Source organism: Anaerocolumna sp. AGMB13025 (genome assembly GCF_029689925.1).
In the GTDB taxonomy this organism is placed as follows: Bacteria; Bacillota; Clostridia; order Lachnospirales; family Lachnospiraceae; genus Anaerocolumna.
In genome coordinates, this window is sequence record NZ_CP121445.1 from 143,640 (window position 1) to 158,610 (window position 14,971).

Below are 14,971 nucleotides of genomic sequence, written 5' to 3' on the forward strand. Positions count from 1 at the left end.
CTAAACAAACTATGAAACTAAGGAGGAAACGTTATGAAAATGTCTAAAGCGAAACAAAAGCTTCTTTCCTGGCTGCTGTCAGCAGCCCTTATTCTGGGTGGTATCACGTTCTTACCAGAAAGAACCCTGGCTGAAACTACCGACTTTGAGGCTGTGACAGATATTATGGAACTACCGGACACAGCGGTAGCTGGTACAGACCTGACACTGAGCGGGCAAGTAATCCCTAATAGTGCTACCAATAAAGAGATAATATGGCAGGTGGAAAATCCAGGAACAACTGGTGCGACGATTAATGGTAATATCTTAAGTACGATTGGGACAGGTCAGGTGAGAGTATCCGCAACGGTTGTCAGCGGTGCGTCAATAACAGCCGATTTTGTCAAGAATTTTGAGGTTTCAGTGAATGAACCTATGGACGTCAGTGGTGTCAAGGTAGTCTCATTTAATACTGCCCAAGTGCCATATGTTACTACACTTACTGTTACCATGGCGGATATAGGACTTGACAGCAGTTCGTTTTCGGTTGCTGATAATACAGTACCTGGTTCAACCGTAACAGTAGATAGTGCCGTGTATTCGGGGGATAACTATACGGTAGTGATAAGCGGTATGAATTATGATGATGATTATACCTTAACGATAGAAAAAGAAGGGTATGGAACTTATACAAATACCAGCTTTTTCGGAACCCTTGCAGAGGCTGCTGACTTGGATTTGGCAAATGAGCCGAATATATTTACAGGTTTTGAAAGAGTATTAACCGGTCCGGGGCTGGTTTCTATCAATAACAGCAACTATGCTGCAAATGCGAGGCTTTATTCCGGAACGACCTATACTGCGATCGACAGTAATAATGGTAATCCGGATAACGGTACAGCAACGCGTCTAATCGGAGTTTTCGCACAAGCTCCTGCCGGAGCCAAAGCCGTAAAAACCTTAAGAACCAATGGACAGGTACTTCAGGTGACAGAGGATTCTCTAATTGATGGCAATCCTAATTTACAGGAGACGGTAGAAAACGGAAAGGACTATTATAATAATCACAAAATGGATGCTGGGTTTGTAGATAACGGATATTGGCAGACAATTGCCTTTTTGCCAATGTACAGTCAGATTGCATCGGAGCGGCAAAGTGATAGTTCACGTATATTGGTGGACCCCGCAGACAGATTTCGTATTATTGAATGGTATGATAATGAGACCTGCACCGGCAGTCCTATAAAAGTCCTCCGGTTAATGGTTGAGGTAAATTATAACGGAAGCCTTTTAACAGACGGAGGCGCTTCCCTGCTTCGTGTATTGGGTAAGACAATTATAGCTGGTTCACAGGCGGGCACTTTGTCAGAGCCGGTAACTGCAACGGTAAGTGTAATCAGTTCCATTGACACTTTGAAATTATCAGAGATAACAGCAGAAATGGATGCGACGGTTAAACTGTATACCAATGCCGCATATACACAGGAGATAACCGGAACAGATTCCATCCCCCTGGCAGCTGGAGGAGAAACCACAGTCTACATCAAGGTAACCGGCAGAAACAGTACACCCATAAAGTATTATAAGATTAGTATTAACCGGTCAGCAATCACTTCGGAGGTTACTGCGAATGATTCGGAAGAATTAGCTTATTATATGGAAGACCCGAAGGTATCCGTTATTAATCTCTTAAGCGGCAGTACTTACCAGTATAATGGAGGTATAATTTCAAGAAATCTTACCATTAACGGAAATCATGCAACCATTGTGGCAGGACAGGGAGTTACGGAAAATATCATCCGAAGCGATGGAGTTATATTTTATGGACTGGGTAACTTTATGAATGAGAAAACCTTTCTTAAGGTTGACGGACAGGAGGGGTTCTTAACACTTAATCAGCTTACACTCTGTAATGGCTCCATGAAAAATGGAACAAATACAGATGATGACGGTATCTGCGCGGTAATCAATATAAAGCCAGAGGCATCCTTTGAGATGGACGGCGTTACGTTGAAAAACTTTGATAATAATCCCACAGAAGGTTTTAAGAATGCTTTTGGTGTCCATGCGGAACCAGGTGCTGGTAACATAACCATAAGAAACAGCACCTTTGACAGCAGCAATGCCTTCCGTAATGCCGTTGCTATAAGGACTGGTAATTATGACATCAGCGGAAACACGTTTCAAGGAACGGATAACCCCTTAAAACTCAGACGGGATGATGGATATGAATATGCCATCTATATCTTTGGAGGAACCGGGACAATCAGGAATAATAATATTACTCACTATAACAGTACAAATTTCCCGGGGTATTCCAGCGGTGGTATCTCTGTTATTGGCTTTTACCCTGTAGATGCGACCATTGAAAATAATATTCTGGATTACAATTCCAGCGGGATTGACATTACTGGTTACTGGTCAAATGCCGGAACAAACCGTAGTCTGATCGTAAACGGACGAACCTTAAGTACCAGCGAGGATGCCTATGCAATCGGAGAGGCAATGAAACAAGCCAATCAACAAGATTATGTAAATGTATCCTTTGATCAGAATGATGAAGTTTCTGTTACAGATAGTAATAATAACAGCTATTATACTGTATTGGGTGGTTATCGCTCTCCGCTTATTTCAGTTGCAGAGACACAAGGGAATACAGTAACTATACAATTTCCAGAGGATGCAGTGGATATTATGAATGCAGCCATCACAAAAGAATTTGAAGTCAAACTAGACGGCAGTGCGGAATGGACGGAATTGTCAGGGGCTCATATTGAGTGGCTTTCGGCAGTGAAAGCAAAATTGACCCTAGAGGCTGGACATAGTTATCAGCTGCGTTTTAAGATGAGTCATAACAGTTACGTAGAAGAGAATGATCCAGAAGAACGGACACTGACAACCTATTCCAATCCGATTTCTAGTCCGGCGGCACCTGGCAATGTGAGCGCGGTAACAGGAGATGAAAGGGCAGTTGTAAGTTTTGCTCCACCGGTTAATAACGGGGGAAGTGCGGTAACCGGTTATCAAGTATATGTATACGAGAATGGGGTAAGACTGGATGCATTAACCGCCTCAGGCAGCAGCAGTCCCATAACGGTAACCGGATTAAAAAGCCAGACCACTTACACTTTTAAAGTTGCTGCGGTCAATGCCCTGGGAGAAGGAGTAGAATCCACCTCCTCCAATGAAATAACCACCTATTCAAAGTCGGCTGCCTTATCAGGCCTTTTAGTAAGCGGGGGAAGTTTAAATACCGCCTTTGCTTCTGGCACCAACGCCTATACGATGAACGTCTCCTACAGCATAAGCAGTATAAGAGTTACTCCGACTACCGTTCATGCTAATGCAATTGTAACAGTTAATGGAAATACCGTACTAAGCGGACAGGCATCAGATGCAATTAATCTGAGTGTAGGGCCGAATCTGGTGACGATTCGAGTAATGGCAGAGGATGGTGTTACTACTGTAACCTATACGATTACAGTTTTCCGCAGTGATTATGTACAAAATTCTTCACCGGACCCAGTACCAGCCACAACTCCTGCTCCAGGTACGGAAATAATTACAGTAGATGTGAAGCAGGGAAATACAGATAAAACGGTAGCGCAGATAACCATTGAAAGAACCACGGAAAAAGACGGAAAGAAGTCCGATAAAGTTACTTTTGGAGAAGAAAAAGCCGTAGAAACTGTGAAAGCTCTGAAAGAAGAAGGGAAGGATACGGCAAGGATCGTAATTCCTGATAGAAAAGAGACGATATCAGAGACTAAGGTTACTATTCCGGCTAAATCAATTGCAACCTTATCCGATGGAAAAATTAATTTACAAATAGATACGGAACACGCAAAGATTGATATTTCTAAAACAGAGCTTCAAAGTATCAGCAAGAATTCTGAGGAGGATATGTATTTCCGCCTGATACCGGTAAAAGAGAAGTCACAAAAAGATACTGCCGTTAACCATGCAATCCTTCAGGCAAACTTAGTAAGTGGTAATCAGAAGGGTTCTGCATCCATTATTGGCAGTCCAATAACCATTGAAACGAACATGCCGTCTACAGAGGCGGATATCACCTTACCACTTACGGGTATCACCCTCCCCTCCAATCCAAAGGAGAAAGCTGCCTTCTTAAATCAGCTTGCAGTCTATATTGAACATTCTGACGGAGACAAAGAGCTGATACAAGGCGAACTGGTGGAATATAAGGAAGGGGTATATGGCATACGTTTCCATATCAAAAAGTTTAGTACCTTTACTGTGGTAAAGACCAATGCCTTTATAAAACCAGCTCCTGTTAAAAAATCCAATGAAGCTAACCTGCTTAAGGTTATCACTCCGGCAAAAGCCTCGGTTATGGGAAAGGTAGTTAAGGCTACAACAGAAAATAAAACTGCATCGGTGACCCTTAAGTTAAAGGTAAGTGAGAAAGCAACCTGGAAACTCTACAGTAATCAGACCTGTACGAAGCTTATATCTGGTAATAAGGTAAAACTGAAGGAAGGCGATAATACCGTATACGTAAAAATAACGGCTGAAAATAAAAAGACCAGTAAGGTTTATACCGTAAAGATAACCCGGAAATCACCGGATTATAAAGAACACATCATGCTTGGTCTGATCGGAAGTGAGAGCTATGCGAAACAGGTAGCTAAGATTTTTGCAGAGGAATACGATTGTAAGAATGTCACGGTTACACCAGAGGGCAAGTACTACAGAGTATCCATGGACTTTATAGATAAGACAGCCGCTAACGTGGCCTGCAAGGATATGATAACCAGGAAATATATAATCAATTATTATTTTGAAAAAAAGAAACAGTAAAAAACAGCCTGTGGTAAAGCAGTAAATAGTACAGTGTATCAAAACCTAAGGTAATCATAATCAGAAGGAGAGGAGTAAGTTGCTGATCAGCAAAGTACTCCTCTCAGCTTTTCAAATATCTGCAAACCAGAATTTACTCTTTCATTTAGCCCTTTTAAAAATCACACTGTATTATTCGTCTCAGTTAATAGAAATTACAAAATAAGACTTTCCACCTTGTTCACATAATGGCTCATATTGGATTCCTTACAGCCGTCAACATTACAAAATAATAGTATTAATAATTTACGGGTTCTGAAACGACTGATACTGGTACTAAAGCCAGGGGCATCTCCACCATGACTAACCTTATCCCCATTGATATACCAACCCATGGCATAGCCGTTAAAAACAGGTCTAAACATTTCTGCTAGCAATTCCTTGCTTAACAGAGAGTTTTTATATAAGGTACTATCCCATATGCATAGATCCGCTGCACTAGAATAAACTCCACCAGCACCTGCAAAGGAGTAAATCGGGGTTGCTTTTTCCCATTTGGAAACACGGGGTGATTTATATCCTACTGCCAGTTCCTTAATAAATTTTGGAGCTGTAAGTAGTCTGGTATTATCCATACCAAGGGTCTTAAAGATATTCTGCTCCATATACTCACCTAAGCTGAGTCCTGATATTTGTTCAATTAATTTACCTAGTACGATATAGTTAGAATTGCAATAATTGAAATTTTGATGTGGCGGATTGTAGTCAGTAAGAGTTTTGATGAATTCATAAGAATCCTCCGTTGTAATACCGTCGATTTCCTGCCAACCCGGTTGGTTCCAGTATTCTGGCATTCCAGATACCATGTTTAACATATCGCGTATTTTTATGTTTGCGCCATATTTAAAATCTGTTAAATAGTTACCGATATAATCGTCAATTGAGAGTAATCCTTTTTGCACTAACAGCAAAATACTCATGGCTGTAAATTGTTTTGTAATGGAGCCTATGCTGTAAACAGTATGTTCATCTGCGACTTTTTTTTCACTAAAATCAGAATATCCAAAGGACTGTTTAAATAGGAGTTCATTACCTTCTTTGATCAGAATATAACCATTAAAATCCTGAAAAATCTCATCTTCCCTATACAATTTGTTTAGTTTTTGCCATAGCACAGTGTTCATATTGACTTCTCCTTTTGGGTTTTCTTTTATTGTAAACCTTACCCTAAGGGTAAAGTCAATCATTTACCTTGGCTATAAAGAGGAGCCCATCCAGAGTTTTTATAACCATAAAATTTGAGAACTGAATATAGAATTAAAAGAGACATTAACTACCATATTGAAATACAGAAACGTATCAGCTGGAATTTAAGCAGTGTGTTTCTTACTAGTTAAGTAAATAGATTTAATGAAGGTTCATTATAACAATGCATTACAAATTTTTATGAACTTAGCAAAACTGGACCAGAGAAACAGGGAATTTTACGTTAAGCTGTTATAGAGGATTTTTTACATCTTCATTTAAAGCATATGTTAAAAAGGAGATTTTGAATGACAGCGAAACTATCTGCTTATAAAATTTACAACATTTATTCCCTGGTTACGGCTTTTCTCTTTTCCATGGTATTTACGGTTAATCTGGTTTATCAGGTTGAGATTCTTAACCTAAATCCGTTGCAGTTAGTTCTTGTGGGTACCGTGTTAGAGGCCACCTGTTTTCTCTTTGAAATTCCGACAGGGATCGTTGCAGATCTATACAGCAGGAAGATCTCGGTCCTAATCGGGTTGGTTTTAACGGGATTTGGTTTTATTGTGGAGGGTGCGGTGCCTTATTTTGCTGCGGTACTGACCGCCCAGGTATTATGGGGAGTGGGCTATACTTTTATCAGTGGGGCGATTGACGCCTGGATTGCAGAAGAAGAGAAGGTTATTAATCTTGATCGTATCTATCTAAGAGGAGCAAGAATTGGTGAGGTTGGTTCTGCCGTGGGGATTTTAATTGGTACAGGTCTTGGGAATGTATCACTTTCACTTCCTATCATTACCGGAGGGAGTTTGTTCCTTGGACTTACCTTATTCCTATTGGGTTTTATGCCGGAAAATAATTTTACACCTACGAAAGATCTTAAGACAGGTATTCTAAGAAACATGGGAAATACTTTTGTGTCCGGGTTTACACAGGTAAAGGGCAATAAGGAAATCCGAAGGCTTTTATTAATCACCTTATTTTATGGGCTATCCAGTGAAGGGTTTGACAGACTTTATACGGTTCACTTCCTAAAGGATACGGTACTGCCTAAAATCGGCGGGTTTGGGTCTGTGACCTGGTTTGGGATATTTAGTATGGCTGGCACGGTACTTAGTATTACCGCGCTGCACTTAGCTGAAAAGCTGATGAAAAGTAAATTAAATCAAGTGTTATTTTTAATCTATATTAATAGTTTTACCATCGTAGGAATACTAGTGTTTGCCTTAACAAAAGACTTTAAGGTAATGCTTGCCGCATATTTACTGACTGGTTGTTTTAAAACAATTAATAATCCGGTTTATAATACCAGACTGAATGGTTTTATAGAGGAGAATGCAAGAGCTACCGTTTTATCTGCCAGCGGACAGATAAATGCATTGGGACAAATCCTTGGGGGACCGTTGATTGGTTTTATTGCAGCTAAAATCTCTGGCAGCCTTGGGATTTTTTATACAGGTCTATTATTAATCCCTACAGTAGCAATCTATGCATTCTCCTTGAGGGAAGAGAAAAGAAATCACGTAAGCAGCTAAAGAGTTACATTCTCATTGCCGCATCAAAAGCTAACACAGACCGTTCACATTCATCCGTCTGCATAGTTAATTGAAAACATAAGGGGCTGCCTTTCATTTTCTCGGAAGCATAGCTAAGACCATTGGTGCGCTCGTCTAACAGTGGATGGTCAATTTGTTCCGGGTCACCAAGTAAGATTACTTTCGTGCCTTTTCCTACCCTTGTTACGATACCTTTTACCTGCTTGGGGGTAAGATTTTGCGCTTCGTCGATAATTAGATAGGTTTGGGTTATGGAGCGACCCCTGATAAAGTTCATAGCTTCCGTGGTAATGACGCCCCGGTCAAACAGTTCATCTATTTTACCCCTGAGTTCTTTCTCATTCTTATACCGTTCTTTTTCACTTCGGTCTACTAAAATCTCCAGATTATCAATGATCGGACGTAAATAAGGAGCTATTTTTTCCTGTTCACTTCCAGGGAGGAAGCCGATATCCTCATCGAACTGGACGTTAGGTCTGGTAATCAGGATTTTGCGGTAAGCTTTACTGTCTGCCTCTAAGGTCTGTTCAAGACCTACGGCCAGGGAGTAGAAGGTTTTAGCAGTACCGGCTGTTCCTTTGACAATAACCAGGGGTGCAGTGTCTGCATTCTGCATTAAGGCTTCCTGTAAAAACCGCTGACCTACATTCTTGGGTTGGACTCCGAAGGGTTCTGCTTTCAGGCTTTTCAGCGGTATAATGTTTTTGCCGTCATATCTGCCAAGGAGAGTTTTCTTTTCACTGGTTTCCGAATGGATGATAAAAAACTGGTTTATCTCCGGAAGGACGGGTATTTTATCGGTACCGTCCATCACATATATATTTTTTGGTGCAATTCCTTTTTTCTTAAACTCACTCATAACTTTATCAGAAGTATAGACATCCATTCTTCCGGTATACTGTTCTTCAATATTTGGAGCTTGTTCTGTTGTAAAATCTTCGGCGGGAATTCCTAACATCTGGGACTTTAAGCGGACAATAATATCTTTGGTGACCAGAGTAACAGAATCGCCTTTGTCCATTAAACCTTTGCAGACTTTTAATATCCGGTTGTCGTTAGAATCCGTATGAAAGCCGTGAGGGAGTTCTACTGCCACAAAATTAGCCTCAATTCTAATAATTCCGCCAAATCCAGTAAAAACACCTTCAAACAAGCTGCCGGTCTGCCGCAGTTGTTCTAAGTAACGGATTGCCTGTCTTGCATTGGCTCCCCGTTCTCCATCATCATTTTTTAATTTATCTAATTCTTCTAAAACTGCGATTGGAAGTACTACCTTATTATCTTCAAAAGATAATAAAGCATAAGGAGATTGAATTAAAACATTCGTATCGATAACATAAGTTTTTTTCATGGATACCTCCGTTATGTGATTTATTTTAGTGAAACAAAGAAGAGACTTACTGCTAAATACGAATATCCTGCCAACTACAATTTCTGTCCTGCAGGGCTTCTTGTTTCCTAAGAAATAGAGTGAAACTTTCTTTGAAAATAACAAAATAATGCTCACTGCATCTTCGAGGCAGCAAGCATTACAGTAATATATAGATTGTCTTTTGAAGTTTGAAGCTTATCACTTGTAGAAAGATAAATAAACATAAAAATTGTAAGAAGGGCTTCCAGACCAAACAAATAGATGGAAGGATAAAGAAGGGTTCTATGAACCAGGAATAGCTTAAACATAGGCAGTTACCTCCGTGGAAGAAATACTAGCAGTGTCTGAAAGGCAGTTATCAGATGTTATGATTCATTTATATAACATTAGCTGGAGAAAAACTATCATACTTACGTAAAGTATAGATTATCAATGTGTAAAACTGCAAGTACTTGTGTTTGGCATAATCAGTTTTGTTACGGCTATTATATGTAGTTATACCAGGTGATGAATACAAACGAAAAGAAATATTACCATATTCAAGGCATAGAATCCTCATACCGGCTTTTGGGGGCATCTTACCATAGCTGTATGGCAACTCACCAGGTGGTATATTGCGGAGGCGGGAAAAGATACATATACTTTTAAACATACGCAAAGATAGCAGCAGGAGTGCAAAAAGAAAGTGAATTATGTTACTGGGCGGTTTAGGAAAGGAGTAATTTATGGAGGATATCATTAAAGTCAGGAACCTAAAGAAATATTTCAACGATATAAAAGCGGTGGATGATATCAGCTTTCAGGTTGAAAAGGGGCAGTTGTATGGATTTTTGGGAGTAAATGGTGCGGGTAAGTCCACTACGATCAATATACTGTGTACCCTGTTTCCAAAGACGGAGGGAGAGGTCACCATATGCGGTTATCAATTAGGCAGGGACAATGACAAGATCAGGAGCAGGATTGGAGTGGTGTTTCAGGAGAATTCACTGGATAACAGACTTACCATTAAGGAGAATTTAACAATCAGAGCATCACTTTACAATAAAGATACGAAAGCAATTAAAAAAAATCTGGATTCTGTCTGTGAAATCTTAGGGATAGGAGAGCTTCTTAACCGGCAGTTTAGAAAGTTATCCGGGGGTCAGAAAAGACGCTGTGAAATTGCAAGAGCCTTAATGAATACACCGGAACTATTATTTTTAGATGAGCCAACCACGGGTTTGGACCCTCAGACCAGGCAGCAGGTCTGGGACAGCCTGGAAGGTCTTAGAAGAGAAAAACATATGACCATATTTCTTACCACCCATTATATGGAGGAGGCCGCGAAAGCCCAGTATATTGCAATCTTAGAAGGCGGAAAACTGGCAGCAGGCGGAACACCCCATACTTTAAAAGAGAAGTATGCCAATGATTTTCTTAGAATCTATCCAAAGGATAAGGATAAAGTAATCCAATATCTGAAAGAAAAGTCCTGTATCTATGTTGAACGAAGCAATCATATCCGGATAAATGTTGCAAATACCAAACTTGGTTTAGCGCTTTTAAATGGGATCAAAGAGGAGCTAAGTTCCTGTGAAATCCTTCAGGGAACCATGGATGACGTGTTTTTAAATGTTACCGGAAAGTCACTGTAATTTATACGGATTTTGTATTTGTAAAAATTTACACTATCGTTGTAATTGAAATAAATTAAAGATAAGTTACGAAACTCTAATATGATAACTATATCATGCAATTACTAGAATATTAAAGGTGAAGCTTACAAAAAGGCAAGTAAAACTTTTTATCTAACGAAAGGGTCTAAAAAGAGGAAAGGAAGTTCATTCATATGACATTATGCAGATTGGTAAAACGAAATATTCTGGTTTATTCCAGAAACAGATCCACAATATTCTTTTCTTTATTGTCAACAATTATAATCATTGCTTTGATGGCTATGTTTTTAGGACAGTCAAATACGGATAATGTAGTAAATCTTTTAAACCAATATGGAGGGGTAAGGGATGCGGCAGCAGACAGGAACAATGCGGAACAGCTGGTATTATTATGGACTCTGGCAGGTATTCTTGTTGTAAATTCGGTTACCATTACACTTTCTATGGTTGGGTTTATGGTTTCTGATGAAGAATATAATAAGTTATCGTCTTTTTATGTTTCACCTGTTAATCGGGGAGTTTTCGTCCTGGGATATATCGTTGCGGCTATTGTAATGGGAATTGCTATGTGCTGTCTGACCCTTATATTTGGGGAATTGTTTGTCTGGTATACCGGCGGGGAATTATTAAATGGGGGTCAATTATTGCGAGTTCTGTTATTTATCGTATTAAATGTATTTATGTCCTCCAGTCTGATGTTTTTTATAACCAATTTTGTTCACAGTACCAGCGCATTTTCCGGTCTAAGTACGATAATCGGGACTTTAGTGGGTTTTTTAGCGGCTATCTATTTGCCTATGGGTGCATTACCGGCTAAAGTACAGACTGTAGTGAAAAGTCTGCCTTTGTTACATGGCTCAGCCTTAATGAGGGAGGCTTTTACGGAAGAAATACTTAAGACCACTTTTCAAAATTGTCCAGGGGAACTCCTTAAAGGGTTCAAAGATTACATGGGGATTACGGTACGTATGGGAGAGCATCTGGTTAGCAGTCAATTTCAGGTGGCATTTTTGTTCATTAGTGGTATAATTTTAATCATAATATCTGCGTTTATTCAAAGAAAAAGAAATACGGTTATCAGATAGGAGCAAATCTCCATGAAGATTATTATTGAAGATATCAATCCAGGAGAAGAAGAGCAGATTATCATACGCTGCAACAGCTTGAATGAAAAAGTTCTGAGTTTGATATCGGAATTAAAGACAGAACAGAAAAAACTTACGGGAAGTAAGGATGGGATCATTACGATGATTGACACCAAAAATGTATATTATTTTGAAGGTGTTGATAACAAGGTATTCATATATTGTAAGCAGAGCGTTTACGAATCTAAGCTCAAATTGTACGAAATTGAGGAAACCTATGAGAACTGCGATTTTTTCCGGGCGTCAAAATCAGTTATTTTAAATATTTCAAAAATCAAAAGTATCAGCCCGGCATTTTCAGGACGTTTTGAGGCTTTGCTTTTTAATGGGGAAAAGGTAGTTATTTCAAGACAGTACGTTCCGGAGCTTAAAAAAAAGCTTGGGTTATAAGGAGGCTTTCAAGATGTCAACGATTAAAAGTATGTTTCGGGTTTTTATTTATGTTTTGGCAGGTAATGCCATAGGTGCAGCGCTCTATCTGACCTTGTTTGCCCGTGATGCAAGACTTGATTATATGTTCCTCTGGCAGATTATTGCCATTGCGGCAGCCTGCGCTTTTACAAAGGTTATCTTCTGGTCCAGAAAGGAATTAAGTAAAGAACAGATAAAGGTACGGTATGTTCTGCATTTTCTCTGTGACGGGCTGGTTGTATTTGGTGGTGCGTTTCTCTTTCATTGGATTGAGCCGGATCAGGTTAAATATGTTATTCTGATTGGTATCTTTTTTACGGTAACTTATATCTACATCACAAAGGCAATGATTGAAAGTGATAAGAGAGTGGCAAATGCCTTGAATAAGAAGCTTAGGAAATATAATGCCGGGGAGGATGACGTATAAAAGAAGTAATTTTATTCACCGGCTGTCACATTTTATTTTTTAGCTGATTGATGAAAGACAACAAGCCGTTATCTTCATAGAAGGTAACAATCTCCCTGTTGTTATTATTGTAACCTTTCCGGACAAATATCATGGTATTATATACGCATACCAGCAAGTTATAATTGTGACCATATTTTTTCGGATAAGAAAAAAAGCGCCCCAAGGGGACGCGGTGTACTTAATCGTTACTTAACAGATGACTATTAAGTAACGGTTAAGAATGGTTTTGATGGTTTACTTTGATGTATTTTTTAATCGATAAACATTGCTTTTCCAATTCGTCAATTTATAACCATTCGAAAAGATTAATATATTTAGTATAGTATCATCCGTACCGGTATAAGGATCAATTCTAAGGACAGAATGGGTTCCAAACCACATCTTAAATACCATTTCTTCTTGCACATCTTCGGCTTTTACTGTAATCATTCGTAGACCTCCATTACTCTATGGGTACAATTTATAACAAAATGGAACGAAATTCAAGAAGAATATGTTCGGATGCCAGTTACGGTTAATACCATATTCAAGGAAGGTTTTAGTGCTGACTGCTTCGTTTCAGACACCTTTACTCCGATTACTTATTGCTGCGGGGGGGTATATTATCATTGACATCACATTGAAATGTGGTTTATAATGTACTTAGCAAGACAGCCGGAAGATAGCTCAAACCTATCCGCCTCGGCGAAAACTAAGAACTTATAAAAATAGTCGTCCTAACCTTTGCTGAGACCGGGACGGCTATTTTTTGTGCTTGTCATTTCTGACAAGTGTTATTATAGCAACTATCATAATTACAAAAGTAAATAAATCACTATATGTAATGTACAAATGTACCACCCCTTTCGCAAGACTCGAAACGGATGGCATGGTCGCCCTACCGGCTAGATAATCTTGCCTTTGAGAGCATAGGGAAACAGTTTAAAATCAGCAGATCGGCAGTAAGACAGATGCTATTGTAACCGTCTTATCAAAAGGAATGCCGGAATAAGGCGATTAGCCATTGAAACAGGGCTATGGGATGCAGACAAGCCCTTTAGTGCTGCTATGGTGAAGAGACATTGTGAAAGAGGGCATTATGATTATCTGGATAAGAACGAATTAAGGTATGCCCGGAGGATGGGATGGGTGGATGAAGAACGGCTGCAGGGATGACTTATCCGAGGGATAGGATACATATTCCCATCTTATATAGATGAAATAATTAGCCACTCCGATTTCGGATATACCTTTACTTCCAATAGTTGATTATGATCAACACTGTCTATCATTCAAAAAAGGGAAGAAAGGAAGAGTATAAAGTACCTACCCTTTGAGGGGGTATTCATAAAGTGAGTAACCCTTCCGGAAAAGTTCTGTCCGTTAAGTGGACACCCTTCAAAGGTGGTCGTTTGAAACGACTACATACTAACTGCCCTAAATTGTATTGAGGGCATTCATCAATATGAGGTATACCCCATGAGGCGATAGACTGACTTATACGGTGGGGGAAGTGATGAAAATAAATATTTCTTTTTGTCATTTATTGGGGTATAATGAAAAATAATACTTGCTGAAAAGAGGAATATTTATATGTCTATAAGCTATGATGATTTTAAGGATTTTATGGATTGGACAAATGTAAAAAGCCAACTTAAATTTGAGCCTCGTACTGCTAAGGATTTTCCTATCAACTACAATTGCATATATTGGGCTTATTTGGGATGTAATATTGGATCAGAGGAAGGAAAGCATAGACCTGTATTAGTTACTAGAACCTATGGTAGATCTACCATAGTGACAGTGATTCCATTAACTTCACAAAGATTGAATGATGGTTTCTGGTATCATGTTGATTTAGAAAATAGAAATAGTACAGCACTGGTAGAGCAAATGAGAACTATTGACATAATCCGAATTGAGAAGCCCTTTAGAACAGCTGGTAAAATAGCAGCGATAACAGAAGATGACTGGAAAAAAATAAATAAACAAATCAACTACCTCTATAAACTTAGTCCATTAAGTGAAACATAACAAGTTATATAAAAGTATACAAAATTTATTATAAAGTATTATAAAGTTATAAAAAAGTATAATTTGTGTATCAAAATGTATTGACAAACATATAATAATAGTGTAATGTTTAGTTATAAATAAAAACATTATTTTTCCACAGCTTAGGCTGTGCAAATCATTATTTTTCCAAAAGGCATTGACTTAGGTTAATGCCTTTTGTATTTATTGAAAAAGATATTTAATTCGGTCAGCAACTTCCCTCTAGGTGGTTGCTTTTTTGTTAATCAAAAATCACGGTGGAAAAAGTTGGCATTTTGTGTTGTAATTTATTTACTTAAGGT

11 protein-coding genes are annotated in these 14,971 nt (G+C 38.9%); 7 read left to right on the plus strand and 4 right to left on the minus strand.

Annotation, left to right across the window (positions count from 1 at the left end):
* The first annotated feature begins 33 nt into the window (after positions 1-33).
* Complete coding sequence (locus QA584_RS00605; protein WP_278272588.1) at positions 34-4,800, plus strand: cadherin-like beta sandwich domain-containing protein; 4,767 nt, start codon at positions 34-36, stop codon at positions 4,798-4,800.
* A gap of 194 nt (positions 4,801-4,994) precedes the next feature.
* Here the strand turns inward: QA584_RS00605 and QA584_RS00610 are convergent, their stop codons facing one another.
* Positions 4,995-5,963: a serine hydrolase domain-containing protein gene (locus QA584_RS00610; protein ID WP_278272589.1), complete on the minus strand. Its 969-nt coding sequence runs from the start codon at positions 5,961-5,963 to the stop codon at positions 4,995-4,997.
* 369 nt (positions 5,964-6,332) lie between these two features.
* Here QA584_RS00610 and QA584_RS00615 point away from each other — a divergent pair, with 369 nt between their 5' ends.
* On the plus strand, positions 6,333-7,562 hold the full coding sequence (locus tag QA584_RS00615; RefSeq protein WP_278272590.1) for an MFS transporter: 1,230 nt from the start codon (positions 6,333-6,335) through the stop codon (positions 7,560-7,562).
* Positions 7,563-7,566: 4 nt separating this feature from the next.
* Here the strand turns inward: QA584_RS00615 and QA584_RS00620 are convergent, their stop codons facing one another.
* Positions 7,567-8,934: a PhoH family protein gene (locus tag QA584_RS00620; protein WP_278272591.1), complete on the minus strand. Its 1,368-nt coding sequence runs from the start codon at positions 8,932-8,934 to the stop codon at positions 7,567-7,569.
* A 152-nt stretch (positions 8,935-9,086) separates the two neighbouring features.
* Positions 9,087-9,263: a hypothetical protein gene (locus tag QA584_RS00625; protein ID WP_278272592.1), complete on the minus strand. Its 177-nt coding sequence runs from the start codon at positions 9,261-9,263 to the stop codon at positions 9,087-9,089.
* 417 nt (positions 9,264-9,680) lie between these two features.
* Here QA584_RS00625 and QA584_RS00630 point away from each other — a divergent pair, with 417 nt between their 5' ends.
* The 4 genes from QA584_RS00630 (at position 9,681) to QA584_RS00645 (ending at position 12,593) form a co-directional block, all read left to right on the plus strand.
* Positions 9,681-10,589, plus strand: a complete 909-nt coding sequence (locus tag QA584_RS00630) for an ABC transporter ATP-binding protein (RefSeq protein WP_278272593.1) — start codon at positions 9,681-9,683, stop codon at positions 10,587-10,589.
* A gap of 194 nt (positions 10,590-10,783) precedes the next feature.
* The gene (locus tag QA584_RS00635) at positions 10,784-11,695 is read left to right on the plus strand and encodes an ABC transporter permease (RefSeq protein ID WP_278272594.1); all 912 of its coding nucleotides are present in this window, start codon (positions 10,784-10,786) and stop codon (positions 11,693-11,695) included.
* Between the two features lie 12 nt (positions 11,696-11,707).
* A complete protein-coding gene (locus QA584_RS00640; protein ID WP_278272595.1) occupies positions 11,708-12,145 on the plus strand; it encodes a LytTR family DNA-binding domain-containing protein in 438 nt (145 codons plus the stop codon).
* A 13-nt stretch (positions 12,146-12,158) separates the two neighbouring features.
* Entirely contained in the window at positions 12,159-12,593 is a 435-nt protein-coding gene (locus tag QA584_RS00645; protein WP_278272596.1) for a DUF3021 family protein, read from the plus strand.
* 276 nt (positions 12,594-12,869) lie between these two features.
* Here the strand turns inward: QA584_RS00645 and QA584_RS00650 are convergent, their stop codons facing one another.
* The gene (locus tag QA584_RS00650) at positions 12,870-13,064 is read right to left on the minus strand and encodes a hypothetical protein (protein ID WP_278272597.1); all 195 of its coding nucleotides are present in this window, start codon (positions 13,062-13,064) and stop codon (positions 12,870-12,872) included.
* Positions 13,065-14,207: 1,143 nt separating this feature from the next.
* Here QA584_RS00650 and QA584_RS00655 point away from each other — a divergent pair.
* Entirely contained in the window at positions 14,208-14,648 is a 441-nt protein-coding gene (locus tag QA584_RS00655; protein WP_278272598.1) for a type II toxin-antitoxin system PemK/MazF family toxin, read from the plus strand.
* Positions 14,649-14,971 lie beyond the last annotated feature (323 nt).